This window comes from Pseudomonas sp. B19125, assembly GCF_044218855.1.
In the GTDB taxonomy this organism is placed as follows: Bacteria; Pseudomonadota; Gammaproteobacteria; order Pseudomonadales; family Pseudomonadaceae; genus Aquipseudomonas; species Aquipseudomonas edaphica.
In genome coordinates, this window is sequence record NZ_CP162589.1 from 4,410,148 (window position 1) to 4,435,164 (window position 25,017).

General features: G+C 61.1%; 28 protein-coding genes. 13 read left to right on the forward strand and 15 right to left on the reverse strand.

The annotated features are described in order from the left end of the window. Positions 1-111 precede the first annotated feature (111 nt). Positions 112-1,251: a GGDEF domain-containing protein gene (locus AB4P96_RS19710; RefSeq protein WP_169988749.1), complete on the forward strand. Its 1,140-nt coding sequence runs from the start codon at positions 112-114 to the stop codon at positions 1,249-1,251. On the opposite strand, the gene AB4P96_RS19715 is transcribed toward AB4P96_RS19710, so the two are convergent. Beyond that, a complete protein-coding gene (locus tag AB4P96_RS19715; protein ID WP_236462419.1) occupies positions 1,230-2,099 on the reverse strand; it encodes an SDR family NAD(P)-dependent oxidoreductase in 870 nt (289 codons plus the stop codon). The genes AB4P96_RS19710 and AB4P96_RS19715 overlap by 22 nt on opposite strands. 162 nt (positions 2,100-2,261) lie before the next feature. Here AB4P96_RS19715 and AB4P96_RS19720 point away from each other — a divergent pair, with 162 nt between their 5' ends. Further along, on the forward strand, positions 2,262-3,200 hold the full coding sequence (locus AB4P96_RS19720; RefSeq protein ID WP_099548701.1) for an alpha/beta hydrolase: 939 nt from the start codon (positions 2,262-2,264) through the stop codon (positions 3,198-3,200). A 192-nt stretch (positions 3,201-3,392) separates the two neighbouring features. Here AB4P96_RS19720 and AB4P96_RS19725 read toward each other — a convergent pair whose 3' ends face one another. Then, a complete protein-coding gene (locus tag AB4P96_RS19725) occupies positions 3,393-4,553 on the reverse strand; it encodes an alpha-hydroxy acid oxidase (RefSeq protein ID WP_169988744.1) in 1,161 nt (386 codons plus the stop codon). Positions 4,554-4,674: 121 nt separating this feature from the next. Here AB4P96_RS19725 and AB4P96_RS19730 point away from each other — a divergent pair, with 121 nt between their 5' ends. After that, the gene (locus AB4P96_RS19730) at positions 4,675-5,460 is read left to right on the forward strand and encodes a DeoR/GlpR family DNA-binding transcription regulator (protein ID WP_017134485.1); all 786 of its coding nucleotides are present in this window, start codon (positions 4,675-4,677) and stop codon (positions 5,458-5,460) included. On the opposite strand, the gene AB4P96_RS19735 is transcribed toward AB4P96_RS19730, so the two are convergent. From AB4P96_RS19735 to AB4P96_RS19745, 3 genes are read right to left on the reverse strand one after another with little or no spacing between them, the layout of a single operon-like run. Beyond that, entirely contained in the window at positions 5,384-5,686 is a 303-nt protein-coding gene (locus AB4P96_RS19735) for a DUF72 domain-containing protein (protein ID WP_080593722.1), read from the reverse strand. The two genes, AB4P96_RS19730 and AB4P96_RS19735, sit on opposite strands and share 77 nt — an antisense overlap. Next, positions 5,686-6,117 carry a hypothetical protein gene (locus tag AB4P96_RS19740; RefSeq protein ID WP_017134486.1) on the reverse strand — a complete coding sequence of 144 codons (432 nt, stop codon included), beginning with the start codon at positions 6,115-6,117 and terminating at the stop codon, positions 5,686-5,688. Before AB4P96_RS19740 ends, AB4P96_RS19735 begins: the two co-directional genes overlap by 1 nt. A gap of 2 nt (positions 6,118-6,119) precedes the next feature. Beyond that, positions 6,120-6,344, reverse strand: coding sequence for a hypothetical protein (locus AB4P96_RS19745; protein WP_017134487.1), 225 nt, complete (start codon positions 6,342-6,344; stop codon positions 6,120-6,122). A 213-nt stretch (positions 6,345-6,557) separates the two neighbouring features. Here AB4P96_RS19745 and AB4P96_RS19750 point away from each other — a divergent pair, with 213 nt between their 5' ends. Beyond that, entirely contained in the window at positions 6,558-7,118 is a 561-nt protein-coding gene (locus AB4P96_RS19750; protein WP_017134488.1) for a type 1 glutamine amidotransferase domain-containing protein, read from the forward strand. A 106-nt stretch (positions 7,119-7,224) separates the two neighbouring features. Here the strand turns inward: AB4P96_RS19750 and AB4P96_RS19755 are convergent, their stop codons facing one another. Continuing rightward, positions 7,225-7,428 carry a hypothetical protein gene (locus tag AB4P96_RS19755; RefSeq protein WP_017134489.1) on the reverse strand — a complete coding sequence of 68 codons (204 nt, stop codon included), beginning with the start codon at positions 7,426-7,428 and terminating at the stop codon, positions 7,225-7,227. Between the two features lie 201 nt (positions 7,429-7,629). On the opposite strand from AB4P96_RS19755, the gene AB4P96_RS19760 reads away from it, so the two are divergent. Continuing rightward, a complete protein-coding gene (locus AB4P96_RS19760) occupies positions 7,630-7,884 on the forward strand; it encodes a hypothetical protein (protein ID WP_176991106.1) in 255 nt (84 codons plus the stop codon). Position 7,885: 1 nt separating this feature from the next. Here AB4P96_RS19760 and AB4P96_RS19765 read toward each other — a convergent pair whose 3' ends face one another. From AB4P96_RS19765 to AB4P96_RS19775, 3 genes are all read right to left on the reverse strand, one after another. Continuing rightward, positions 7,886-8,458 (reverse strand): cytochrome b, encoded by a 573-nt coding sequence (locus AB4P96_RS19765; protein WP_099548703.1) that lies wholly within the window; start codon positions 8,456-8,458, stop codon positions 7,886-7,888. A gap of 133 nt (positions 8,459-8,591) precedes the next feature. Next, on the reverse strand, positions 8,592-9,134 hold the full coding sequence (locus AB4P96_RS19770; RefSeq protein WP_017134492.1) for a putative natural product biosynthesis protein: 543 nt from the start codon (positions 9,132-9,134) through the stop codon (positions 8,592-8,594). A 62-nt stretch (positions 9,135-9,196) separates the two neighbouring features. Beyond that, positions 9,197-9,580, reverse strand: coding sequence for a DUF2946 domain-containing protein (locus AB4P96_RS19775; RefSeq protein ID WP_017134493.1), 384 nt, complete (start codon positions 9,578-9,580; stop codon positions 9,197-9,199). A gap of 180 nt (positions 9,581-9,760) precedes the next feature. Between AB4P96_RS19775 and AB4P96_RS19780 the strand changes: the two genes are divergently transcribed. The 4 genes from AB4P96_RS19780 to AB4P96_RS19795 all read left to right on the forward strand — a co-directional run bounded on the left by AB4P96_RS19780 (position 9,761) and on the right by AB4P96_RS19795 (position 13,761). Continuing rightward, positions 9,761-10,369 (forward strand): SCO family protein, encoded by a 609-nt coding sequence (locus AB4P96_RS19780; RefSeq protein WP_017134494.1) that lies wholly within the window; start codon positions 9,761-9,763, stop codon positions 10,367-10,369. Beyond that, the gene (locus AB4P96_RS19785; protein ID WP_395599964.1) at positions 10,369-10,845 is read left to right on the forward strand and encodes a copper chaperone PCu(A)C; all 477 of its coding nucleotides are present in this window, start codon (positions 10,369-10,371) and stop codon (positions 10,843-10,845) included. The genes AB4P96_RS19780 and AB4P96_RS19785 overlap by 1 nt, the downstream gene beginning before the upstream one ends. A 281-nt stretch (positions 10,846-11,126) precedes the next feature. Further along, a complete protein-coding gene (locus AB4P96_RS19790; RefSeq protein WP_395599965.1) occupies positions 11,127-12,755 on the forward strand; it encodes an argininosuccinate lyase in 1,629 nt (542 codons plus the stop codon). Positions 12,756-12,846: 91 nt separating this feature from the next. Beyond that, positions 12,847-13,761, forward strand: coding sequence for a LysR substrate-binding domain-containing protein (locus AB4P96_RS19795; RefSeq protein WP_395599966.1), 915 nt, complete (start codon positions 12,847-12,849; stop codon positions 13,759-13,761). Here AB4P96_RS19795 and AB4P96_RS19800 read toward each other — a convergent pair. Then, a complete protein-coding gene (locus AB4P96_RS19800) occupies positions 13,715-14,650 on the reverse strand; it encodes a LysR family transcriptional regulator (protein WP_395599967.1) in 936 nt (311 codons plus the stop codon). The genes AB4P96_RS19795 and AB4P96_RS19800 overlap by 47 nt on opposite strands. A gap of 86 nt (positions 14,651-14,736) precedes the next feature. Here AB4P96_RS19800 and AB4P96_RS19805 point away from each other — a divergent pair, with 86 nt between their 5' ends. Next, entirely contained in the window at positions 14,737-15,768 is a 1,032-nt protein-coding gene (locus AB4P96_RS19805) for an NADP-dependent oxidoreductase (protein ID WP_395599968.1), read from the forward strand. Here the strand turns inward: AB4P96_RS19805 and AB4P96_RS19810 are convergent. Then, positions 15,755-16,084, reverse strand: a complete 330-nt coding sequence (locus tag AB4P96_RS19810) for a DHCW motif cupin fold protein (protein WP_017134500.1) — start codon at positions 16,082-16,084, stop codon at positions 15,755-15,757. The two genes, AB4P96_RS19805 and AB4P96_RS19810, sit on opposite strands and share 14 nt — an antisense overlap. Before the next feature lie 140 nt (positions 16,085-16,224). Here AB4P96_RS19810 and AB4P96_RS19815 point away from each other — a divergent pair, with 140 nt between their 5' ends. Beyond that, a complete protein-coding gene (locus tag AB4P96_RS19815; protein ID WP_395599969.1) occupies positions 16,225-16,707 on the forward strand; it encodes an HIT family protein in 483 nt (160 codons plus the stop codon). Between the two features lie 1,903 nt (positions 16,708-18,610). Here the strand turns inward: AB4P96_RS19815 and AB4P96_RS19820 are convergent. Further along, positions 18,611-19,075 carry a GNAT family N-acetyltransferase gene (locus AB4P96_RS19820; RefSeq protein ID WP_017134556.1) on the reverse strand — a complete coding sequence of 155 codons (465 nt, stop codon included), beginning with the start codon at positions 19,073-19,075 and terminating at the stop codon, positions 18,611-18,613. 176 nt (positions 19,076-19,251) lie between these two features. On the opposite strand from AB4P96_RS19820, the gene AB4P96_RS19825 reads away from it, so the two are divergent. Continuing rightward, entirely contained in the window at positions 19,252-19,587 is a 336-nt protein-coding gene (locus AB4P96_RS19825; RefSeq protein WP_017134555.1) for a hypothetical protein, read from the forward strand. Here the strand turns inward: AB4P96_RS19825 and AB4P96_RS19830 are convergent. After that, positions 19,577-21,190 carry a hybrid sensor histidine kinase/response regulator gene (locus AB4P96_RS19830; protein WP_170038491.1) on the reverse strand — a complete coding sequence of 538 codons (1,614 nt, stop codon included), beginning with the start codon at positions 21,188-21,190 and terminating at the stop codon, positions 19,577-19,579. The two genes, AB4P96_RS19825 and AB4P96_RS19830, sit on opposite strands and share 11 nt — an antisense overlap. Before the next feature lie 114 nt (positions 21,191-21,304). Here AB4P96_RS19830 and AB4P96_RS19835 point away from each other — a divergent pair, with 114 nt between their 5' ends. Further along, positions 21,305-21,907 carry a LuxR C-terminal-related transcriptional regulator gene (locus tag AB4P96_RS19835; protein WP_395599970.1) on the forward strand — a complete coding sequence of 201 codons (603 nt, stop codon included), beginning with the start codon at positions 21,305-21,307 and terminating at the stop codon, positions 21,905-21,907. Positions 21,908-22,023: 116 nt separating this feature from the next. Here the strand turns inward: AB4P96_RS19835 and AB4P96_RS19840 are convergent, their stop codons facing one another. Beyond that, positions 22,024-23,514, reverse strand: a complete 1,491-nt coding sequence (locus tag AB4P96_RS19840; protein ID WP_236462669.1) for an aldehyde dehydrogenase — start codon at positions 23,512-23,514, stop codon at positions 22,024-22,026. 39 nt (positions 23,515-23,553) lie between these two features. Next, positions 23,554-24,933 carry an APC family permease gene (locus tag AB4P96_RS19845; RefSeq protein ID WP_395599971.1) on the reverse strand — a complete coding sequence of 460 codons (1,380 nt, stop codon included), beginning with the start codon at positions 24,931-24,933 and terminating at the stop codon, positions 23,554-23,556. Positions 24,934-25,017 lie beyond the last annotated feature (84 nt).

The following is a 25,017-nucleotide window of genomic DNA, read 5'->3' on the forward strand; positions in this document are numbered from 1 at the left end:
TCGGGCCTTTGCTCATAGAAGCCGGGAGCATGTCGCGCCAGCAATACCAGCGTCAAGCGGCCTGCTTACGGATACAATCGCCACCCAAGAAGGATCGCCAGGTTCACGCCAATGATGCTGCACCTCCCGACGCTATTGATGGTAGCCATGTTCGTGTTCGGCCTCATGGGCCTGCTCACGGTACATGCCTGGAGTCGTGGCCGCGAACCGACCCTGGGCTATCTGGGCAGCATGCTGCTGCTCGCCGCCCTGGGCACCGGGCTGATTGTGGTGCGCGGCGTGGGCATGGACTTTGTCGCGCTGGTCATCGGCAACGTGGTGCTGCTGCTCAGCGCCGCCATGAACTGGACCGCCATGCGCACCTTCGTGCAACAAAAACCCAATGTACCGGGCATCCTCGCCGGCGCCGTCCTGTGGTTGCTGATGTGTTTGGTGCCGCCGTTCTATGGCTCGCTGTCGGCACGCGTCACCCTGTATTCACTATTGGCTGCCGGCTACGGCGTGCTGTCGGCGCTGGAGCTGTGGCGCAAGCGCAAAAGCCTGGAAGTGGCCTACGTGCCGGCCCTGGTGCTGACGTTGTGGCACACCGGTTTTTATGGCGTGCGCGCCTTTACCGACCCTGGCCTGCCGATCAACAGCGAACGGGCCTCGGAGAGTGAAAGCACGCCGTTTTTTGCATTCATGCTGTTTGAGTCGATGCTGTACGCCATCGGTATCGCCTACGTCACCTTGGCGATGGTCAAGGAGCGCGCCGAGTTGCGCTTCAAGGCCGCCGCCTTCAGTGACGCGCTGACCGGCATCGGCAACCGCCGCGCCTTTATGCTCAAGGGTGAACACCTGCTGCACCGCCATCAATGCGCGGCCCTGTTGCTTTGCGACCTTGACCACTTCAAACGCCTGAACGACAGCTTCGGCCATCCCATGGGCGACCAGGCGTTGATTGCCTTCAGCCAGGTGCTGCAGGACGCGTTACGCAACGAGGATGTGTTCGCACGCATTGGCGGCGAAGAGTTCGCCTGCCTGTTGGCAGGCAGCGATGAAACCGATGCGTTGGCAGTGGCCGAGCGAATCCGCCTGGCGTTTGCGCGGTTGGAGTTGCTGGCGCCGGGCTTTCTGAGCGTGAGTATCGGCATCGTCACCACCCAGGCAGCGGGCAGTGACTTATCGCATTTATTGTCCCAGGCCGACCAGGCGCTGTACCTGGCCAAGGCGCAGGGGCGTAATCGGGTTCAACTGGTCACGCCGGCCTGAGCCAGCGGCTGCTTGATGCGCGACCACGCGGCGGCGACTTCTTGCGCATTGGCCGCCTTGATGCGTGCGAGATTGCGCGGGTACTCCACGCCTGGGTTTTCGGTGAAGCGCGTGGCGGTGAATTGACCATTGCTGGCGCGCAGGATGTAGCCCGTGTCCTGACACTGCCCAGAGGCCAGGAACACTACGCCCGGCGTCACCCACTCTGGCTTGAGTTCATCCGGTTCGTCGGTCACGCCCCACATGCGCGTCTTGGCCACCGGCGAGATCGCGTTGACGTTGATGCCGGCCTCGGCGCCTTCATGGCTCAGTGCATTCATGATGCCCAATTGCGCCATCTTGCCGGCGCTGTAAGCCACCAGCCCGGTTTGCTCGTACTCCACGTACATGGCGCGGTCGGAGGTGGTCAGGATAATGCGCGGCGCCGCTGAGCGCAGCAGGTGCGGCCAGGCGTGCTTGCACAGCCAGAGCGGCGCGTAAAGGTTGATGTCCATGGTGCGCTGGAGGAACGCGGCGTCGAGGTCGGCGATGTTCTGGTAACCGACCCAACCGGCGTTATGGATCAGGATATCGAGCTGGCCGTAAGCCTCGATGGTGAAGCTGATCAGTTGTCGGCAACCCTCGTCCGTAGACAGGTCGCCGCCATGCCCGAGCACCGCCAGCCCTTCGGCCTGCAAGGCTGCGGCCGCCGCGTGCACCACCGATGCATCAGTGCCGACGCCTACCTTGTTGGCGCCGATATCGCTGATCACCACCCGCGCGCCACCTTGGGCCAGCGCCCGTGCATAACTGAGGCCCAGCCCGCGCGCGCCGCCGGTGATGATTGCCGTTTTGCCGGTGAAATCCATGTCTGTGCTCTCCTGTTCGGCCGCCCACCCTAACAACCCGAGCAGAGGTTGTTCAAGGCAGCAACACTTTGCAAGCAATCCCCCTCTACGGCCGTCGAATTAATGCCTGCCGGCCCACGCCATCTGGTAAAACGCCTGCTTCGCCTTTGTCCTGGAACCTTCATGTCCTCTCGTTTTCTGTCCCGCCTGGGCCTGCGCTGGGTTCCCCTGCTGTGCATGGCCATCCTGATTGTCGGCCTGCCGGTGGGCTGCGCCGTGCTGCAACACAAGGAGCGTGAGCTGGTGTTTCGCATCGAGCCGGGCACCGCCGGCTGGTACACCGGCCTGCCCAAGGCGGTGCAGGAATTCGATATCAAGCCGGCCAGTTTCAAATCGGGGCAGAATCTGCACGGCTGGTGGTACCCGGCCGGCCACAAGGATGCGCCGGCGATCCTCTACCTGCACGGCGTGCGCTGGAACCTTACCGGGCAGTTGTTTCGCATTGAACAACTGCACGCGCTGGGCTTCTCGGTGCTGGCCATCGACTATCGCGGGTTTGGCCAGAGCCACGGTGATTTGCCGTCGGAAACCAGTGTGTATGAGGACGCGCGCATTGCCTGGGAACGTTTCCAGATATTGCAGCCCGACCCCGGCAAACGCCTGATCTACGGGCATTCGCTGGGCGGCGCCGTGGCTATCGATCTCGCCGCTGAGCTGAGCAAACAAGCGCCTGTGCCGGTGCGCGGGCTGGTGATCGAGTCCACCTTTACTTCCCTGGGGGATGCGGCCACCGCCGTGGCCAATACCTCATTGCCGGTGCGTTGGCTGCTGTCGCAGAAATTCGATTCCATCGACAAGATTGCCGACGTGCACATGCCGTTGCTGGTGGTGCACGGCCTGGCCGACCAGTACGTGCCACCGCGTTTCAGCCAGCAGTTGTTTGAAGCCGCCCAGGAGCCCAAGCGGTTGCTGCTCGTACCCGGCGCCACCCACAACAACAGCATGAGCCTGGCGGGTCGCAGTTATGGCCAGGCCCTGGAAAAACTCATGCAGGCGAAGATGCCAGCAACGACGCCAGCAACCATCGCCACGCACTCCACAGGTCGCGACGGCGAGTCGTAATAGCAGTTTTCGGCACTGGGTTCGCGCTTGGCTGTCAAGCGCCAACCCTGCCCATACTGGTCCAAAATAGAATCTGATCAAATATTAACCGAAGGTTAAATCGCCAACCCTGCCGGGCCTTCGCAAAGTTATCCACAGAGATACCCACGGTTTTCGTGGACAACTCTTTTTACTTTTTTACGATTTTTTTGCTCAGCAAACCCCTGTGGGAAAGCTACCCGGCAGCAAAATCTCGCGATTCACATCGCGTATATCGTTATAGCCACACAGTGCCATCGACACATCCAGCTCGCGGGCGATGATGTCAAGCGCCTTGGTCACACCGACTTCACCCAACGCGCCCAAACCATACAAATGCGCCCGGCCGATCATGGTGCCTTTGGCCCCCAATGCCATGGCCTTGAGCACGTCCTGGCCGGAGCGAATGCCGCCATCGAGCCACACTTCAATCTGCTCGCCCACAGCCTCTGCAATCGCCGCCAATTGGCTGATGCTCGACGGTGCGCCATCGAGCTGGCGCCCACCGTGGTTGCTCACCACCAGCGCATCCGCACCGCAATTAGCGGCCAGCCGCGCGTCTTCCACATCCAGGATGCCCTTGATAATCAGCTTGCCGCCCCAGCATTGCTTGATCCATTCCACATCGTCCCAGCTCAGGCGCGGGTCGAATTGCTGGCCGATCCAGGATGACAGCGAAGTGATATCGGCCACGCCTTTGACATGCCCGACGATATTGCCGAAGCCATGGCGCTTGGTGCCGAGCATGCCCGCCACCCAACGCGGCTTGGTCAGCATATTGAGGATATTCGGCACAGTCAGCTTGGGCGGCGCCGACAAGCCGTTGATCAAGTCTTTGTGGCGTTGGCCGAGGATCTGCAAATCCAGAGTCAGCACCAACGCGTCCACACCGGCAGCCTTGGCGCGCTCGATCAACTGCTGCATAAACGCGCGATCACGCATCACATACAACTGGAACCAGAACGGTTGGCCAACGTGGGCGGCGATGTCTTCCAGCGAACAAATGCTCATGGTCGACAAGGTATAACGCACGCCAAAAGCGGCAGCCGCGCGGGCGGTGAGGATCTCGCCATCGGCATGCTGCATGCCCGCCAGCCCAGTGGGCGCCAAAGCCACGGGCATGGCCATGTCCTGGCCGATCATGCTGGCGCGGATTGAACGCTCATCGATATTGCGCGCCACCCGCTGACGAAATTGGATGCGGGCAAAATCGCTTTCATTTGCCCGGTAAGTGCTTTCAGTCCAGGAGCCGGAGTCGGCGTAATCGTAGAACATCCGTGGGACACGTTTTTGCGCGAGCCTGCGTAAATCTTCGATGGTTGTGATCAACGGCATCTAGGTCACCTCTCCCTGAACTGAGCCTGGAGAGTAACCGCCCATCGGCTTGGTAACCAGCCATTGCGTTTGCGTGGACGGGTGATTAATCTTGCATAAACACGCAGAAAGACGCACAAACATGCATAACACACATCAAGCTATCGACCTGCCTTCGTTGCGCAAACAGAAGATTTTGCTGCTGCTGGAGCGCGACGGCAAAGTCACTGCGTCAGAATTGGTCGAGCACTTCGCCGTGTCCCAGGACACCATCCGCCGCGACCTCGGCGAACTCGCCGCCGCCGGGCTGCTGCAACGCGTACACGGCGGCGCCTTGCCCCGGCCCAAAGACACCGGCAAGGATTTTTTCACCCGCGTCGGCGAGACCAACGAAGCCAAGCGCCACCTCGCGCAACTCGCGGCGGACCGCGTAGAAGACGGCCAGATTGTGCTGTTCGATTCGGGCTCAACCACGCTGCGTATTGCCCAGTCATTGCCGCACGCCATTCGCCTGACGGTGGTCACGCCGTCACCGATGATTGCCATCGCCTTGGCGGACCACCCAAATGTCAAAGTGATTTTGGCCGGTGGCCAGATCAACCCGGCGACCCTCTCCACCAGCGGCCACGAAGCTGTACGCCTGATTCAGAGCATCCAGGCAGACCTGTTGTTTACCGGTGTCTGTGCATTGCACCCGCAAGTGGGCATCACTTCGCTGCACTTCGATGAAGTAACGGTCAAACAAGCCCTGCTCGACAGCGCCTCCCACGTGGTGGCCGTGACCATGGCCGACAAGCTCGGCGCGGTAGAACCCTTTGTGGTGGCGCCGTGCAACCGTATTCATACGCTGATCACCGAGTGGCATGTGCCGAGTGTCGAGGCGTATGAGCAACTAGGCCTGGAAGTGCTGCGGGTAGAGGTCGAGTAGCAACAAGCCATCGGTCACGGCGTGATTGAATCAGCAGGCAGCCCAGTTGCTCCCCCAAGTGCAAGCACTGCTCAAGGAACTCATCCAGTACCGTCTCGCAGAGCTGCAAGCGCAGTTCATGGGTGATGCCCTTGGGCGCCTTGACCGAAAACCGAACGCCCGAAAAGTCCGGCCAGTGTGCGCGCGGCAGACTCCAGCCGGCACAGCGCACGAATAGCGGTGCCATCAAAACAGAACCTTGGCCGCGTCACGCATGAAAATCTCGATGGTTTTTGGCCCCACGCCGTCGAATTCGGCCAGGCGTTTTTCGAAGGCCTCACGGTTTTCGCTGGCGCTGCGCATGTGGCTGATCTTGCCCGCGTACTCGGCATTCAACTTGGCGCTGAGGTCCAGCAGACGCTGCGCCGTGCTTTCGTCGTAACGCACGTAATGGGCACGCCCGAGCATCGAAACCAGCTCACGCGACGTGCAATGTTGCAACTTGCGTGCAGTGTCGCGGCCCTCTTGCTCCACGATCACCTTGTAAGCCTGCGCCGCGATGGGCGCCTGAATACGCTTGCCCATCAGGAAGCTGGCGATAAACCACTTGAACAGGCTGGCGTCATCGTCGGGCGCAAGCTCAATGCCCAGTTCAGACGCCGTGATCGAACGGGCCATGCTCAGTGGCCCAGCTTGCGCTCGGCCTTGGCGGCCTGCTCGTTGATGGCGTCAGTCTGGCGTTCAGTGTCCTTGATCGACGTGGGCGTCAACACTTTGTCCACGGCTTTGGTCTTCGGGTTGGGCTGTTCCAGCGTCTGCCCCTTGGCAGGTTGTTGACGGCCTTTCTGGGCATCTTCAGAGCTGATGGGTTCCGGGGTTTTGTCGACAGTCTTGGGATCGGTCATGGTGAGTCTCCAGGCAATAGAAGGCCCGCAAAAAGCAGCAGGCGTCTATGCAGCAGAGGCCAGCGATTTTCGATAGTTCAGGATTTTTGCAGGTCGGCCCTCCTCGAAAACCACCCAAGAAAAAAGTCCAAATTAATTTAAACCTTTGCCGCCCACGCTCGATCCACTCTCCCACACCGCATGATTAATCCATCCAGCAGGAGAGACTCGACCATGAGCTCACAACTCAACGGCAAGAACATCCTCATCATCACCTCCAACACCGGCATCGAGCGCGACGAGCTGCTCAAGCCTCTGCAAACATTGCGTGGCTATGGTGCGACGGTGACGCATGGCTCCAGCAAAGGCGGCACCGTGCAGACGTTCGTCGGCGACACCGAGAAGGACCAGACCGTGGAATCCGAGGTCAAGCTGTCGCAGGTGCTGAGCAGTGACTTCGACGCGCTGGTGATTCCCGGTGGCACCGTGAATGCCGACACCCTGCGTCAGGACGCGGCCGCATTGAAGCTGATCAACGACTTCGTCAAAGCCGGCAAAACCGTCGCCGCCATCTGCCACGGGCCATGGGCGCTGATCGATGCCGGCGTGATCGAAGGCAAGACGCTCACCGCATACAAGAGCGTGCGCATCGACCTTGAAAACGCCGGCGCTGCAGGCGTGGTAGATGCCCAGGTCAAGGCGTGCAAGGCCAATGGCTGGACCTTGATCACCTCGCGCACACCGGATGACCTGCCGGCATTCAACGAAGCGATTGCCAAGGCGGTCGCGGGATAACGGGCAGGCTTGAACGCAAACAGGCGCCCGGGGGCGCCTGTTTGCTGTGTGGCTTGTGTTCAGTGTTTACGGTGCTATTTATGGTGCTGGTTATTTACGGTGCTATTTATTTACGGTGCTGGGCCATCTCACGTTTTGGCCCGAACATGGCCCAGGCAATCAGCCCGAACAACGGCACAAAAATCAGAATGATCAACCACAACCCCTTGGTCTCCCAGCCGCCGGTGCTGCGCAACACGATGTTGATCGCCCACAATTCCAACGCCAGCAAAATCACCGCCAGCACGATCCAGATATAGTCTATTTGCATGCATCACCTCCTGAGGTCGTATGCATTAGGTCAAGTGATCGGCGTGAGGGTTCATTAAAAATGTCGGTTCATGGCCTTTCGTCGTGGCGGCGAAAAAAATCAAAACTTTGCCGGATCCCCTGCACTCCCAATTAATGCCTCCCTTCGGATTCAGAGCAAGGGCAGCTTTTGACAGGTGAAGCATGGAAAAGGATTCTCGTCATGAAGACCGGTATTTCCTGCAAGATCGTGTTAGTGATTTGCCTGACCGGGTGCTTGGCAACCCCCGCCTACGCAGCCTTCGGTGATGCCGTACCCGGTTCGGCCCTGCCTCCGGGCACATACCCCAGCAGCCCGTCGGACAGCAACAAAAAAGCTGAAACGCCGCAGAAGGAAAAGACCTCCTCCAGCGGCACGTCAACTCAGCAGCAAGGCGGGAAGAAAACCCAGAAAAAAGCCCCCAAAAAAGGCCGTTGACCTAGCGCCATAACCGGCGGGCGCCTCCCGTCATGCGTCGCAACACCTGCGGATTGCCGCGCAGAGAATGCACGATCACCATGCCGATATGACCGACGATCAACACCAGCATTGTCCAGCCCAGCAAGCTATGAAAATTGCGCCCCAGGTCAATCATCCACTGGATTTTATCGCCCTCGAAACCCGCCATTATCGGCAGGCCAAACGCCGAAAACTCACGACCGGAGCCGTACTGGCGTACCAGCCCGATAACAGGGATAAGGAACATCAGCGCATACAGCACAGCATGCCCGACAGCAGCCGCACGGTTGAAACTCGGCGGGCGGTTGTGCCGGTTCAGCAGGTTCCAGCCGGCTCGCAGTATCAGCAGCACCAGCAAAAGCAGGCCCGCCGACTTGTGATACGGCCATAGCCACTTGTCCAGCGCAGAATCGGAGGACAGGAAGTGGACAACCGCCGAGCAATAACTCCAGGCAAACACAATTGCCATCAACCAATGCAAGACCCGACTGACCGGGTCGTAGCGGTCGCTCGCGCAGAAGGAATGGGGCATCTCATCAGAAGTTTTCGTCATCTCAGCCTCTTATTAGTCTGTGCATTACAAAGACCGTGAAGATGGCATTCCCGGCAAAAAAATAGAATTGATGAGGATGCCCGCACGAAACATCAGGCCGTTTCCTACGAGATTTTGGGACGCTCTTAGGGTCTTACGGCACCGGCAACCAGCCGCTGAAACCGTTTTTGGCCAGCGGGCACCAGGCAAAGTCGCCTGCCGGGTCCGGCAGTATCTGATGCTCAACGCCCGCCAAGGCGCTGCCCTTCCAGTCGAACACCCTTGCGTCTCGCCAGGCCAGGACCACGCCCTGGGCCTGGCTTTCATCGGCATTGATCCAGCGTGCTGCCGCGGCCGCCATAAAGGCTTCGATCGGCTCCTCATCGATGCGCGTCCGATACGAGGACGCCAACAGCCAGCGGCACACATTCAGGTGATAGGTCCAATCCTGGGCGACCTGGTTGCGATAGGCCCAGGTCATAAAGCTGCGGAACAAGTTCAAGCCCTCCGGAGGGTCGAGCTTGAGCAGCGCCGGGCAGATATCGAACAAGGTGTGCCAATACGGCAACAGACGTGCATCCAGGTGCACGAAGCAGCGCGAATTGCTTGGGTATTCGGGGCGCAAGGGTTCGGCGCGCAAACGCCGGGATGCCTTGCTGACCAGGCGGCTGGCGCCTGCTGGCAAAGGTGGGTTCATGAAACGCACTCACAGTCGTGACGATAGAACGCCTCCTGATCACAGGAAGCCCAAGGCACACGTCAGAAAGTGGGGGAAGCGCGAGGGTTGGCCGACGGCCAGCAATAGCGTGGCGGTGCCTTGTTGCGCCGTTCATGGGCCGGGCGCGGGGTTTGCCCAAGGCCGAGCAGCCAGGCCAGGCCGATCATGAATACGATGGCCACGGTCACGGCCGCGCACACCGGGCAGGCAAAGTAGTTCGAGATGTTGCTGGAGGCCGTGTTTCCTGACCCTTTGTCGGAAAGCGGCGCCTGGCTGCCGTCCACCGAACAGAACGCCCCGCCGATACCATTGAGCTGCAGGCCCATCATCTGCCCATGCCCCAAACCGCAGACGAACAGGTTCATCAGCACGCAGAAGTACAGGGCCCAGGCGATCAGTGAACGGTCGGGGTGGCTCAATTTCATGGCGGCGACTCTACCACCGAAGCCGCAAAAGGATGAAGCGCCACGCGCCCCTGTGGCAGAACGTCGCAGATTACGTGGGCTGGCCGGGGTTGGTAGACTGTGCGCCCGCATCATTACTCCTTTTCAAAGCCTGAACTGTAGATCCAGAGCAATGCAGGCGTTTCACAGGATGCACAGTTGATGAGTACGTTATTCACCCGCCGCAAAGTGCTGACCGGTATGGGCCTGCTGGGCCTGGGCAGCCTGCTGGGCGGCTGTGACTACAGCCCCAAGCTGAACTTCAAGTACGGCAAGGACCTCAGTGACAAGATCATGGGCCGCACCTTCAAGCTCAAGAACACCGACGGCGAAACCGTCACCCTGAGTTCGTACCGTGGCCTGATGCCGGTGGTGTTCTTCGGCTTCACCCAATGCCCGGCCGTGTGCCCCACCACCCTGGCCCGCGCCGCCCAGGCCAAGAAGCTGATGGGCCGCGATGGCAAAATCATGCAGGTGGTGTTTATCACCCTCGACCCCGAGCGTGACACACCCGAATTGCTCGACCGCTACGTCAAGGCCTTCGACCCCAGCTTCGAAGCGCTGTATGGCACCCCGGAAGAAATCGCCGTGGCCGCCAAGGAGTTCGGAATCTTTTATGAAAAGATCCCGGCCGGAGACACCTACACCCTGTCCCACACCTCCACCAGTTTCGTGTTCGACACCCGCGGCAATCTACGCCTGGGCCTGTCGGCATCCCTTACCGCTAAAGAGTGCGCAGAAGACCTGCTCACCGTCATGGAGGTCTGCTAATGACTGCCGTTCAAACCCTCAAGCGCCTGACATTCGGCCTCACCTTGCTGGGCCTCGCGGCGCACGCCAGCGCCCAGGTTCAGGTCAGCGATGCATGGGTACGCGCGACCGTGGCGGGCCAGACCTCCAGCGGCGCGTTCATGACCGTCACCGCCGACAGCGACAGCAAATTGCTCAGCGTGAAGTCGCCTGTGGCCAAGGACGTGCAGATTCATGAGATGAGCATGAAGGACGACGTGATGCGCATGGGCCCGGTGGATTCGGTGGCCCTGCCTGCCGGCAAAGCGGTCAAACTCGACCCGGAGGGCTACCACGTGATGCTCATGGGCCTCACCGGCCAGATCAAGCAAGGCGACCAGGTGCCGTTGACCTTGACCGTGGAAAACGCCAAGGGTGAGAAGCAGACCGTTGAAGTAACAGCCCCTGCCCACGCGCTGACCGATATGGGTGACATGGACCACAGCAAGATGCACTGAGAACCGCTGATGAATGTGGGAGCTGGCTTGCCTGCGATGCAAACACCTCGGTGTGTGAGGTAGACCGCGTTGATGCCATCGCAGGCAAGCCAGCTCCCACAGAAAAGCAGTTCGCGGCGCACACAAATGTGCTTTTGATCTTAATCTGGCAAGCGCTATTAGCCATATCCAAAACCTCTGCCATCAACACTTTCTATATATTTTCAATCTACTCAAACACCCGCTAGCCTGATTGCGCCGCAACGTCGGCCCATAATTCCAACAATAAATCAGGTGTCTCTGTGAACAACACATCCCCCCAACGTGCTGTGAAAAGCCTGCTTTCCCTTGCCGTGGCCTTTGCCCTGTTCAACAGCCTCAGCGCCTATGCCGCCAACACTGGCGAGCTGCCCTGCACCACCACCGAACAATGCGCGGCCCAAGCGGCCAAGGTCGGCGCCACGCCCGACAGTTCCCAAACCGGACACAAGGCCAAGGGCGACCCCACCCAGACCCAATTCGCCTGGCTCAACCGCATCAACAAAGCCTCGATCGTGATGCTCACCGAAGAAGGCATCGTCAAGCCCGAGATGGGCCAGAAGATCGCCGGCGGTGTGCGCTACGCCATCGCCCAGGCCGAGCAGCCCGGCGGCACGCGCCCCAGTGATGTGCTGCAACTGGAAAAAATCATGACCGACAAGATCGGTCCCGAAGCCTCCTTGATCCACTCCGGCCGCAGCCGCCAGGACATGCTTGCCACCTACCGCCTGGCCGCCCTGCGCAGCCAGGTGCTGGCCTACAGCGAAGCGCTCAACGCCACACGCCAACGCCTGCTGAACATCGCCGACAAAAACGTCGACACCCTGGTGCCCGCCTACACCAACGGCGTGCAGGCCATGCCCATCAGCTATGCGCATTACCTGCTGGCCTTTGAAGCCGCGTTCGACCGCGACGGCCAGCGTATCCGCGAGCTGTACACACGCCTTAACCAGAGCCCGATGGGCACCGCCGTGCTGGCGAACTCGGCGTATCCGCTGAACCGTGAGCGCCTGGCCGAGCTGCTGGGCTTTGATGGCGTGCGCGAAAACTCGCTGGATTCAAGCCAGGTCTCGACCTATGACATTCCCATCGAAGCGGCCAATATGGCGTCATCGTCCGCCATCCGTGTGGGCGCGATGATTGGCGATATCCACACCCAGTATCATCAGATTCGCCCCTGGCTGTTGCTCGATGAGGAAGCCACCTACACCAGCAGCGCCATGCCGCAAAAACGCAACCCGGGCTTGCTGATGCGCGCGCGTGAGAGTGCCTCTGACGTGGTGGGTCTGGCCCAGGCCGTCACCTTGCGCGCGCATAACGTCACCACCGGCATGACCGACTACAAGTTCGCCTTCGACTCGCTGGGCGTGTTCCGCTCGACTCAGGAGATGTTCCACAGCCTCGACGCGGTGCTCGACGCGCTGCAGATCAACCCGCAGCGCGCGCTCGAAGAACTGGAGTCGGAATGGACCACCTCGATGGAACTGGCCGACACGCTGGAGCGCCAGTACAAAGTGCCGTTTCGCATCGGCCACAGCTTTGCCTCGCTGATCGTCACCGAAGCGCGCAGCAACGGCACCACGCCGAAGACCTTCGCCTATGCCGACGCGCAGAAGCTGTATAGCCAGGCGGCGGACAAGTACAAATGGACGCCCAATACCCTGCCGCTCGATGAAGCAGGTTTTAGAGCGGCGCTGTCGCCCACCAACATGGTCCAGACCCGCAAAGGCACCGGCGGCCCGCAGCCACAGGAGGTCAAGCGCATGCTGGTAGAGGCGCGCAAGACGCTGCAGGCTGATCAGCAGTGGCTCAAGGAGCGGCGTGAAAAGCTCAAAGGCGCCGAAACCCATCTCGACCAGGCCTTCGACAAGCTGGCCGACAGCAAACGCTGAACGGATTGTGGTGGTCGCAGGCTTTGGGCATATTGACGGCCGGGCCGCTTGCGGCCGCCCACCACTGCGTCTTGTCACGGGATAGGCCACCATGGAACTTCGCCATTTACGCTATTTCATCATGGTGGCCGAAGAACGACATTTCACCCGTGCCGCCGCACGCCTGAACATGCAACAACCGCCCCTGAGCCAGCAGATTCGCGCCCTGGAGCAGGAGCTGGGGTTCGATCTTTTCAAGCGCCACCCCAAGGGCGTGGACCTGACGGCCGGTGGCCTGGTGTTTCTTGAAGAAGCCCAAGCCATTTTGGCGCGTGTTGAGCATGGCGCACTCAAGGCCTCCCGCGTGGCCCAGGGCATCGAGGGCACCCTGGCCATCGGCTTCACCAGTTCGGCCGCCGCCCACGCGCTGATCCCGCGCATCATCCGCGCCTACCGCGAGCACTACCCGGCGGTAGAGCTTTCGATCAATGAAGGCAGCGCCCGGGAATTGACCGAGGACGCCATCGAAAAGCGCATCGACGTCGGCATCCTGCGCGCCCCGGTCAGTACCCATCAAAGCCTGACCTTCCACCGCCTGCTCAACGAAGAAATGCTACTGGTCCTGCCCACCGGCCACCCATTGCTGGCTGCCGCCGACAGCGCCATCCCCATTGGCGCACTCAAGGACGAACGCTTTATTCTGGTACGCCGCCCTGGCGCGCCGGGCATGTACGCCAACTTGATCACCGCCTGCCAGAACGCCGGTTTCGAACCCAGGATTGCCTTTGAAGTGGAACGCATGCTGACCAACGTCAGCCTGGTGGCGGCTGGTGAAGGCATCTCCGTGGTGCCGGCGTCGATGCGCGATGTGCACCGTGACAGCGTGGTGTATTGCCGAATAAAAGACGCCAGGCCCAAGCTGCTGGCGCCGATTACTTTGGTGCGGCGCACGTTTAATCCGTCGACGCCGTTGCAGAATTTTATTGGGCTGGCGCGGGAGTTGGGGGCGGTGTATCGCAAAGGCTGAGACCCTTCACCCTAGGTTGCGTCATCAAATGAAACCCCTCGCTGAGCAATTCGACCGTGGCACGGATGCTTTCGGTCTGGCGCGGCACCGCGAACAACCCATAGTTGACGCTCAATGCGGCATTGCCAGCGGGCGCCAGCGCAATCACGCGCATGGTGTGCGGGTTGATATTGTCGGCAGGCAACAGGGCAACGCCCAAACCGTTTTCGACAGCCGCGCTGATCACACCGACGTTCGGGCTGGTGACGGTCACGCGAAAGTCGCGACCGGCCGCCAGTAATGCGTCGAACATCAAGCGTCGCAACGCGCAAGGCTCGGCGTACACGATCACGTCCAGAGGCAGCGCTGGATCGACTTCATCGTCAATCGCGCACACCCAATAAAGCGGCACATTCCAGGTGCGCACCGGGTCGGCGGCGAATACCGAGCTGACGCCGATGGCCACATCCAACAGGCCGTCGTGCCAGCGCTGCGCTAACGCATCGCCGTGGTCCACGGTGATTTCCATGTGCATATGCGGGCAGGTGCGGCGCAAACGGCCCAGCGCCGCCGGCAAGGTAGTGACCGCCACGTCTTCGGACAAGCCCACGCGCACAGTGCCCATCACCGTACGCTCCTTCAGGCGTGTGGCGACCGTTTCACCCAGGGCCAGGATGCGTGTGGCGTAGCTGAGCAACAACTCACCCTCGGTGGTGGGCACCACACCACGCCCAGTTCGGCGCAGCAGGCGTTGCCCAAGCAGCTCCTCCAGACGGCGAATCTGCGCACTCAGGGCCGATTGCGCCCTGCCCGCCTGCTGGGCGGCGCCACTGAGGCTGCCGTGGTGGCACACCGCAACGAAAGTGCGCAGCAAATACGGTTCGAAGGCATCGGATATCATGTTTGGCATAACTCTGAATCAACTGTTATGAGCCTACCTTGATAGCTTGCCCATGGCTACGCTGCTCAGCCTGTTCAATCAGTGAGTAATACGCCATGAACCACACCGAAAACACACGCATCGTTTTGGCCGCACGCCCCGACGGGCGCCCGACAACCAGCGACTTCCGCCTGGAACACTCACCGGTCCCCGAACCCGCCGACGGCGAAGTGTTGCTGGAAAACCTCTACCTGTCCCTCGACCCCTATATGCGCTGGCGCATGAGCGCGGCCAAATCCTATGCCGAGCCGGTGGGCATTGGCGAAGTGATGGTGGGTGGCACCGTCGCGCGCATCAAACAGTCGCGTCACAGCGATTGGCACGAAGGCGATACAGTGCTGGCCTACGCCGGTTGGCAGCGTTTTGCCTTATCCAACGGCCAGGATTTGCGCCGCCTCGACCCCAGCATCGCCCATCCCACCACTGCGCTCGGTGTACTCGGCATGCCGGGGTTTACCGCCTACGCCGGGCTGCTGAATATCGGTAAGCCAAAACCGGGCGATACCGTCGTGGTGGCAACGGCCAGTGGCGCAGTCGGCTCGGTGGTCGGCCAGATCGCTCGGCTGCAGGGTGCCCGCGCCGTGGGGATCGCCGGCGGCGCCGACAAGTGTGCTTTCGTGAAGGATGAACTGGGCTTTGATGCAGTCATCGACCACCGCGCGCCGGACTTTGCCGAGCAACTGGCCAAGGCCTGCCCGGACGGCATTGATGTGTACTTCGAAAACGTCGCCGGGCCGGTGTGGGACGCGGTGCGCCCACTGCTCAATAACTTCGCGCGGATTCCGGTGTGCGGGCTGATCGCCCACTACAACGACGGCGCTATCCAGCACGCACAGGCCGACCGGCTGCCGGCGACGATGCATGACATCCTCGCCAAGAGCCTGACGGTGCGCGGGTTTATCCAGACCGAATTTGTCGACCAACAACAAGACAGGTTCTTGCAGGAAGCTGCGCAGTGGATCGCCGAGGGCAAACTGAAATTTCGCGAAGACATCATCGACGGTCTGGCCCAGGCACCTGAGGCGTTTATCGGGCTGCTGGAGGGGCGTAATTTCGGCAAGTTGATCGTGCGCCTCAATCCACAATAAACAGCTTCGCACCACTGTGGGTGGATGAGCGATGGCCTTCCATGTCATTGCCCACCTGGTAACTCATCCCGGCCGTCAGCGTGAACTGGCGGCCGTCTTCCAATTCCGTGTGCAATTCCCCTTCAAGACACAGCAATACATGCCCGCGCCAGCACCAGTGATCGGCCAGATAGCCAGGGGTGTACTCGACCATGCGCACGCGGGTGGTGCCGAAGTGGCAGGTACGCCACAGGGCATTGCCGGTAATGCCCGGGTGAAGTTCCGGCTCGACGGTGGACCAGTCGGTGGTGCCAAACGGGACAGCGGTGAGTTCCATGGTGGGCTCGGTTGTCAGTTAACGTGGCACGACACTATCCGCCTGGCACACGCAGCGACAGACACAGATCACCAGCTTTTGTGAGATACAGCCGCCCATGCTTGTTATCCTGCCCGCCCGGCTCTCATGGACGCATGCGCATGCAGATCGACCCCGCCTTCATCCTTCATGAAACCGAGCACTGGTTGCTCAATCATCATCTGACCTCAAAGCTGCCGGGTTACCTGATGCTGGGCGCCAAAGCGCAGATCGACTCCCTGGCGGCTATGCCCGAGGCCGCGTTGGCTGAACTGGGTGGCCTGCTCGCCAAAACCCAACGGGTGATGGAGGCACAGCTGCGGCCGAAGTGGCTGTATATCAGCCGCTACGGACACATGCCGGGCTTGCCGCTGCACTTTCACTTCATCCCGGTGCATGACTGGGTGGAGCAGGCGTTTTGGCGGGATGAGCGCTATCGGATGCTGCAAGGTTTTGGCTCAAAGGAACAAGGGCTGACCGATGGGGCTGAGCTGACGCTGTTCGTATGGCGCGAATTTGGCGAGAGCCTTACACCGCCACCCGTCCAAGGTCCCACCGTGGAACAGGTTATTCAAACACTGTGCACAGCCTTCGGCGCCGAATGAAATCAACGATGGGAGCTGTCGAGCCCCGGCGAGGCTGCGAAGGCGGCGGCACTGGCGATACATAAGTTGCCTGACCCACCGCTTTCGCAGCCTCGCTAAAGCTCGACAGCTCCCACAGGGGATCGGCTGTGTTGGTTAGATCTCAGTTCGCAGGGCCATCGCGCCATACACCCCCCCAGCAACAAAGATCCAATGTGGGAGCTGTCGAGCCCCGGCGAGGCTGCGAAGGCGGCGGCACTGGCGATACATAAGTAGCCTGACCCACCGCTTTCGCAGCCTCGCTAAAGCTCGACAGCTCCCACAGGGGATCGGCTGTGTTGGTTAGATCTCAGTTCGCAGGGCCATCGCGCCATACACAAATCCCCCCAGCAACAAAGATCCAATGTGGGAGCTGTCGAGCCCCGGCGAGGCTGCGAAGGCGGCGGCAATGGCGAAATATTAGCTGCCTGACCCACCGCTTTCGCAGCCTCGCTAAAGCTCGACAGCTCCCACAGGGGATCGGCTGTGTTGGTTAGATTTCAGTTCGCAGGGCCATCGCGCCATACACAAATCCCCCCAGCAACAAAGATCCAATGTGGGAGCTGTCGAGCCCCGGCGAGGCTGCGAAGGCGGCGGCACAGGCGACATATAAGTAGCCTGACCCACCGCTTTCGCAGCCTCGCTAAAGCTCGACAGCTCCCACAGGGGATTGGCTGTGTTGGTTAGATCTCAGTTCGCAGGGCCATCGCGCCATACACAACCCCCCCAGCAACAAAGATCCAATGTGGGAGCTGTCGAGCCCCGGCGAGGCTGCGAAGGCGGCGGCAATGGCGAAATATTAGCTGCCTGACCCACCGCTTTCTCAGCCTCGCTAAAGCTCGACAGCTCCCACAGGGGATCGGCTGTGTTGGTTAGATCTCAGTTCGCAGGGCCATCGCGCCATACACCCCCCCAGCAACAAAGATCCAATGTGGGAGCTGTCGAGCCCCGGCGAGGCTGCGAAGGCGGCGGCACTGGCGATACATAAGTAGCCTGACCCACCGCTTTCGCAGCCTCGCTAAAGCTCGACAGCTCCCACAGGGGATCGGCTGTGTTGGTTAGATCTCAGTTCGCAGGGCCATCGCGCCATACACAAATCCCCCCAGCAACAAAGATCCAATGTGGGAGCTGTCGAGCCCCGGCGAGGCTGCGAAGGCGGCGGCAATGGCGAAATATTAGCTGCCTGACCCACCGCTTTCGCAGCCTCGCTAAAGCTCGACAGCTCCCACAGGGGATCGGCTGTGTTGGTTAGATTTCAGTTCGCAGGGCCATCGCGCCATACACAAATCCCCCCAGCAACAAAGATCCAATGTGGGAGCTGTCGAGCCCCGGCGAGGCTGCGAAGGCGGCGGCACAGGCGACATATAAGTAGCCTGACCCACCGCTTTCGCAGCCTCGCTAAAGCTCGACAGCTCCCACAGGGGATTGGCTGTGTTGGTTAGATCTCAGTTCGCAGGGCCATCGCGCCATACACAACCCCCCCAGCAACAAAGATCCAATGTGGGAGCTGTCGAGCCCCGGCGAGGCTGCGAAGGCGGCGGCAATGGCGAAATATTAGCTGCCTGCCCCACCGCTTTCGCAGCCTCGCTAAAGCTCGACAGCTCCCACAGGGGATCGGCTGTGTTGGTTAGATTTCAGTTCGCAGGGCCATCGCGCCATACACCCCCCCCAGCAACAAAGATCCAATGTGGGAGCTGTCGAGCCCCGGCGAGGCTACGAAGGCGGCGGCACTGGCGATACATAAGTAGCCTGACCCACCGCTTTCGCAGCCTCGCTAAAGCTCGACAGCTCCCACAGGGGATCGGCTGTGTTGGTTAGATCTCAGTTCGCAGGGCCATCGCGACATACACAAATCCCCCAGCGACAAGCTCAACTGTGGCAAGAGTCAAAGCCGTTTTACCATTGGGATACACGCCAACGCCAACCCCGAAGGCGAGTGATACACCGCCTGCTCCTCACCCACATACCCGCAGGCCCGGTAGAAACTCGCCGCATTCAACGTCGCGTCCAGCACGACCTCTTCAATCGCCAGTTCCCGCGCGAGCTTTTCCAGGTGATCCAGCATGGTCTTGCCGTAACCTCGGCCAGTAAACGCCGGCAGCACAAACAGGGCGCCCACTTCGTTGTTGTCCAGATCGAGCATGCCGGTGGCGACCGGTACGTCATTGACCCAGCCCAGGTAAAACGGCTTGTCCATCAGTGTGTCGTAACCGTCTTCGGCGCTGCCGCGTGTCCACAGCGCCATTTGCTCAGCGGTGTAGGCGCCGATGCATTGGCTGCGGATGGCCAACAGACGAATGTCGAACGCCGCCTGGGCGTCCGCTTGGGTGGCGCGTTTGATCGCTAGCATTGCTCTCTCCATCCATGACCTCACCGTGCCATTAGCACACTTGTGCTAATCGACCCCTTTACCCGGCGGCGCTATATTCCTCGGCACTTCCAACGCTCCCCCCGGCACCGCACACCTGTTGCGCGAGGGTGCATTGCGCGTTGGAAAAACCAAAACAATCCCAAGGAAGAAGCATCATGAACCTGCACGCTCCCGTTACCCGTCTCACCCTGCTCGGCGCCCTGATCATCGGTGTCGCCGGTTGCAGCAACGTCAAGCCCAGCGAAGACCATCTCAAGACGCTGTCGGAAACCAACCTCGGTGAACCGGTCAAGCGTATCTCCAATGTACGCAGCGACTCCATGACCACCTACTACATCGCCAGCGCCGCCTCCGGCGATTACAACTGCTCCGTGCCCAGCGGTGCCAGCGGTGGCATGTTTGCCGTGGCCAGCTTTGGCCTGATGAAGCCTGCCGCCTACTGCCAGCCCAAGGGCGCCCGGGGCAATGGCCTGACGCCGTTTAACCAGTAACGCCCGATTGGCTGAGGTCACGCAGCGTGCCGCGCAGTTCTGCAGGCCGCACCGGTTTGGACAGAATCGCGATCTGGCGGTCGTGCAAGGCCGCCTGGATTTTCTCCACGTCGTGGCCGGTGAGGATCAGCGCCGGCACCGCCCAGCCGCGTTGCTCGCGCAGGGCGTCGATGCACTCGATGCCGGTGGCGTGGTTGCCCAGGTCGTAGTCGGCGACGATGATGTCGCAGTCGCTGGCCAGGCCTTGCCCGCTGGATTCGGCCTGCACCTCGCAACCCCAGCGCTCCAGCAAGGCCTGGGTGGCCAGCAGCACGTTGTGGTCATCTTCCACCAGGCAGACTTTCAACCCCGTCAGCAGGCCGGCCTGGCGCGCGTCGTCGCGCGCAGCCGGTTGGCGTGGCGCCGTCGCCAATGCCAGGCCATGCAGGCTCACAGAGGTGCCATGGCCCACCCGTGATCGCAGGCTCACTTGCACCCCCATCAATTGCCCCAGGCGCTTGACGATGGACAGCCCCAGGCCCACGCCTTCGACGTCCTTGTCGCGCAGTTGGCGGACCCGATAAAACTCTTCGAAGACCTTCACCTGATGCTCCTCGGCAATACCGCGCCCCTGGTCATGCACCTCCACCGACAAGCCGCCGTCGCGCACGCGCACGCCGATCAGCACGGGCCGTTGTGCGCCGTATTTAAAGCAATTGGAGAGCAGGTTTTGCACCATCGTCGCCAACATCGCGGGGTCGACCTGTACCCAATGCGCACACGGTCGCAGGCGCAGTTGCACCCCGGCCCAATGCGCCGCTTCGGCGTGTTGGCGCACCAGGTCGGCGAGGAATTCGCCCAAGTGAATCACCTGGTACTTGGGCAACAGCCTGCCGTTGTCGAGGGTGTAAAGGTCGAGAATCGAACGGAACAGCTGCGACACGTTGAGCAGCGAGCGGTCGATATTGTCCACCAAGCGCTGCTCAGCCTCGCCCAACTGCGCTTCACGCAAACAGGCGGTGAACAGGCCGATGGAGTGAATAGGCTGGCGCAGATCGTGGCTGGCCTGAGCCAGGAAGCGCGATTTTTCCAGGTTGGCGGCGATGGCTTCTTCGGAAGCCTTGCGCGTGCGCTCAAGCAAGATATGCGCGTACACCGGGATCACCGTGCTGGTGATCATCAGCATCAGCACCATGAACGGCTGCGCCTGCCACAGTGGCGTCAGCCGATACACGATCAGCAGCGCGAGCAAGGCCAGGCCGGTGGCAATCGCCAGGTAGCGCGAGCCGTAGCGCATGCCGTTGCCCAGGTTGACCCACACCATCACCGCATACAGTGGCAATGCCGGTTCGCCGCCCACCACCAGCCCGAACGAGGTACCGGTGTAGTCATGGATCATGCCGAATATCCGCCGCGCCGGGTAATGCCCTGGCCAGCGCGCAATCACCTGACGCAACGCGATGGAGACCAGCAGGAACGCGACGATATACAGGATCACCGGCAAATAGGTGTCTACCGACTGGCCCGGCAAAAAGCCCAGCGCGCCGATGTAGACAATGGCGATGGCGGCCACCACGATGCGCAGGTTGGCCTGGTCGAGTTCGGAATTGGTCTCATGACTCATGGGGGACGTCCTTGTGCGGCATTCGGTCTATCCTTTGCGCGCCAGAGGCGTCCCTGTGGCGCGGTGCTAAAGTAGCATGCCAATGCACACCCATGCCCCAGGAAGGAGCACGCCATGACCGGCCGAATCATCATAGCCGACGACCACCCGATGTTTCGCGAAGGCATGTTGCGCACCGTGCAGCGCCTGTTGCCCGAGGCCGTGGTGCAAGAGGCCGGCGACCTCGATGCGGTGCAGGCGCTGATCCACGCGTGTGGCGACATCGACATGCTGATCCTCGACCTGCGCTTCCCGGGCCTTACCTGCATGAGCCAACTGGCCGACCTGCGCCAGCAACTGCGGCGCACCACCTTGATCGTGGTGTCGATGGTCGATGACCCGGCGCTGATCGATCAGGTCATGGCCCTGGGCGCCGATGGCTTTATCGGCAAGAACATCAGCCCCGATGAAATCGGCCAGGCCCTGTTGGCGATCCGCGAAGGCGAAGTGCTGGTCAAGTTTTCTCCCTCCGGCCTGCTGCCGCTGGGCACCCACAGCCTCACCGCGCGCCAGCAGGAAGTGCTGCGCCTGATCGCCCAAGGCAAGACCAACAAGGAAATCGCCAAGGCCCTGGCGATCTCGCCGTTCACCGTGCGCATCCATGTGTCGTCGCTGCTGCGCAGTTTGAAAGTGCCCTCGCGCGCCGCGGCGGCGGTCAAGTATTCCGGGGAGTTCTAGGCGTTTTCATGGCCTGGGCGATGCCCTGGCGGCGGTAGTCCGGCAGCACCAGCAGGTGTTGCAGGAAGCTGCGCCGGCCACGCACCCATGAATACACGACCGGCTGACCGCTTCGGCTATCGCAGCGCAAACCAGGTGGTTTTCAGCTGCGTGTACTTGTCGAATGAGTGCAGCGACAGGTCACGCCCGAACCCGGACTGCTTGCCACCGCCGAACGGCACCGCGACATCCAGGGCGTCGACGGTGTTGACCGACACCGTGCCGACATTCAACGCTCGCGCCACCCGATGCGCGCGATTGAGGCCATCACTCCAGACCGAGGCCGCCAGCCCGTAGACGCTGTCATTGGCTTGCTGTATCGCTTGCTCCTCAGTGTCAAAGGCGCTGATCGCCAACACCGGGCCAAACACTTCATCGCACGAGAGCCGCATGTCGCCGGTCACCTCAGCAAAAATCGTCGGCTGGATGAAGTTGGAGGAGCCATTAATGCTCACTTGCTCGCCACCCGCCAGCAGCTTGGCGCCCTCGCCCTGGGCCTGATTGATCGCCCTCATGATGCGGGCGGTTTGCTCACTGTCGACAATGGCACCGGCAGCGCTGCCAGGGTCCAGCGGATCACCCGGCATCCAGGCACGCGCCTTGGCAATCACACGCTCGACAAATTCATCATGGATGGAGCGTTGCACATACAGCCGCGAGTTGGCCGAGCACACTTCGCCCTGGTTGAAAAAAATCCCGAAGGCCGCTTTCTCGGCCGCCAGGTCCAGGTCCTGGCAGTCGTCAAACACCAGGTTCGCGCTCTTGCCGCCACACTCCAGCCACACCTGCTTCAAGTTGGACTGCGCCGAGTACTGCATAAAATACTTGCCGACCTGCGTGGAGCCGGTGAACACCAGGCAATCAACATCAGGGTGCAGGCCCAACGCCTTGCCGGCACTTTCGCCGAGGCCCGGCACCACATTCAAAACCCCTTCCGGGATACCCGCTTCCAGGGCCAGTTGGGCCAGGCGCAGGGCCGAAAAGGGTGACTGCTCGGCGGGTTTGAGCACCACGCTGTTACCCGCCGCCAACGCCGGTGCGAGCTTCCAGGCCGCCATGTCGAGTGGGAAATTCCACGGCACCACCGCCGCAACGACGCCCAATGCTTCACGGGTGATGGTCGCCAGTGCGTTGTGCGCGGTGGGCGCGACTTGATCGTAAAGCTTGTCCAGCGCCTCGCCGTACCAGGCAAATACATTCGCGGCGCCGGGCACATCAATGTTGTAGGCGTCCATCACCGGCTTGCCCATGTTCAGCGAATCCAGGAGGGCCAGCTCTTCGCGATGGGTCATCAGCAACTCGGAGAGCCTGATCAGGATTTTCTTGCGCTCAACCGGCGGCATACGCCGCCAAGGGCCGCTTTCGAAAGCCTGGCGGGCGCTGCGCACGGCCAGGTCTACTTCTGCGTCACCACAGGCGGCCACACGCGCCAGCAGCTGGTGGGTGGCGGGGTTGATTGCATCAAAAGTCGCCCCGCTGGCTGCGCTCACGGGCCGACCACCGATCAAGGCGGTGTCGATAAAGGTCTGGCGGGCAACGCGTTGTTGCCAGTAATGAAGGTCGAACACGGTGTACTCCCAATGAAGGTCGATGGACAGGCGAAGGTTTTATTCCGCGATCTGCAGTTCAGGCATCTTCACGCGCAAGCCGCGCGTGATCCCCAGCAAACAAATAAGGCCAACCCCCATCCAGCACAGGCCGATGGTGAAGGACAAGCTCGACAGGCTGGTCCACAGCCAGACCGTGCTGAGGAACCCCAGCGCCGGCAGCGCGGCGTACAGCAGGTAATTACGGGTGCCGCGTAACTGCTGGTCGACCACGTAATGCTTGATCACCGCCAGGTTCACCGCCGAGAACGCGAACAGCGCGCCGAAGCTGATCATGTTGGCCACCGTGTCCAGGGTGATAAACAGCGCAATCAGCGAGAACAGGCTGACCAGCACAATCGCCGTAGCCGGCACGCGCTTTTTCGTCACCAGCTTGCCGAGCACGCGGGGCAGCGCGCCGTCGCGGCCCATGGCAAACAACACCCGCGACACACTGGCCTGGGAGACCATCGCCGAGGCGAAACAGCCAGCTACGTAGGTCGCGGTAAACGCCGTCACCAACAGCTCGCCACCGACCCGGCGCATCACATCCACCGACGCCGAATCCGGGTCGGCGAAGGTGTTCCATTCCGGGAAGACCATTTGCGCGAAATACGACACCAGCAAAAACAGCAAGCCGCCAAATAGCGACACCACCATGATCGCCAACGGGATGGTGCGGCGCGGGTTGGGGGTTTCCTCGGCCATGGTCGACACCGCATCGAAGCCCAGGAACGACAAACACAGCACCGCCGCACCGGCCATGATCAAGGGTGCGCTGAAGCCTTCATGATGGAATGGCGCCAGCAGCGAAACGGGCGCCGGCTGACCGTTGAGGTTGTGCACCGACAGCGCCACGAACACCACGATGAACACCAACTGGGCCACGATCAGGATCCAGTTGACCCGCGTGATGGACTCGATACCGACCAGGTTCAGCGTGGTTACCAGCGCAATCGAGCCGAGCACCCACACGGCGGTCGGTACAGCGGGGAAGTACTCGGACATGTAGATGCCGATCAACAAATAACTGAGCAGCGGCAAAAAGATGTAGTCGAGCAGCAAGGTCCAGCCGGCGATAAAACCGAAGTACGCACCAAACGCCTTGCGCGTATAGGAGTAAACCGAGCCGGAAAACGGATGCGCCTGGACCATGCGACCATAGCTGTAGGCGGTCAGTAGCATGGCCGCCAGAGTCAGCATATAGGCGGTCGGCAAGTGCCCCTTGGTCATCTGCGTGACCAGCCCGTAGGTGGTAAAGACCGCCAGCGGCACCATGTAGGCCAGGCCGAACAGCACCAGCCCGACCAGCCCCAGCGGCTGGCGAAAGCGGCGCGTTGAAGCGGCTTTGGTTGAGGTGTGATGGGAGGGAGTTTCGGCCACGCTTGTTATTGTATTCATGGGTGACTCCTGGAAAGAGGGATGCGGGCCATCGCGGCAGTCGATAACCTCGCTGCCGTTCAAGCCGTGTCTGATGGAGATTGC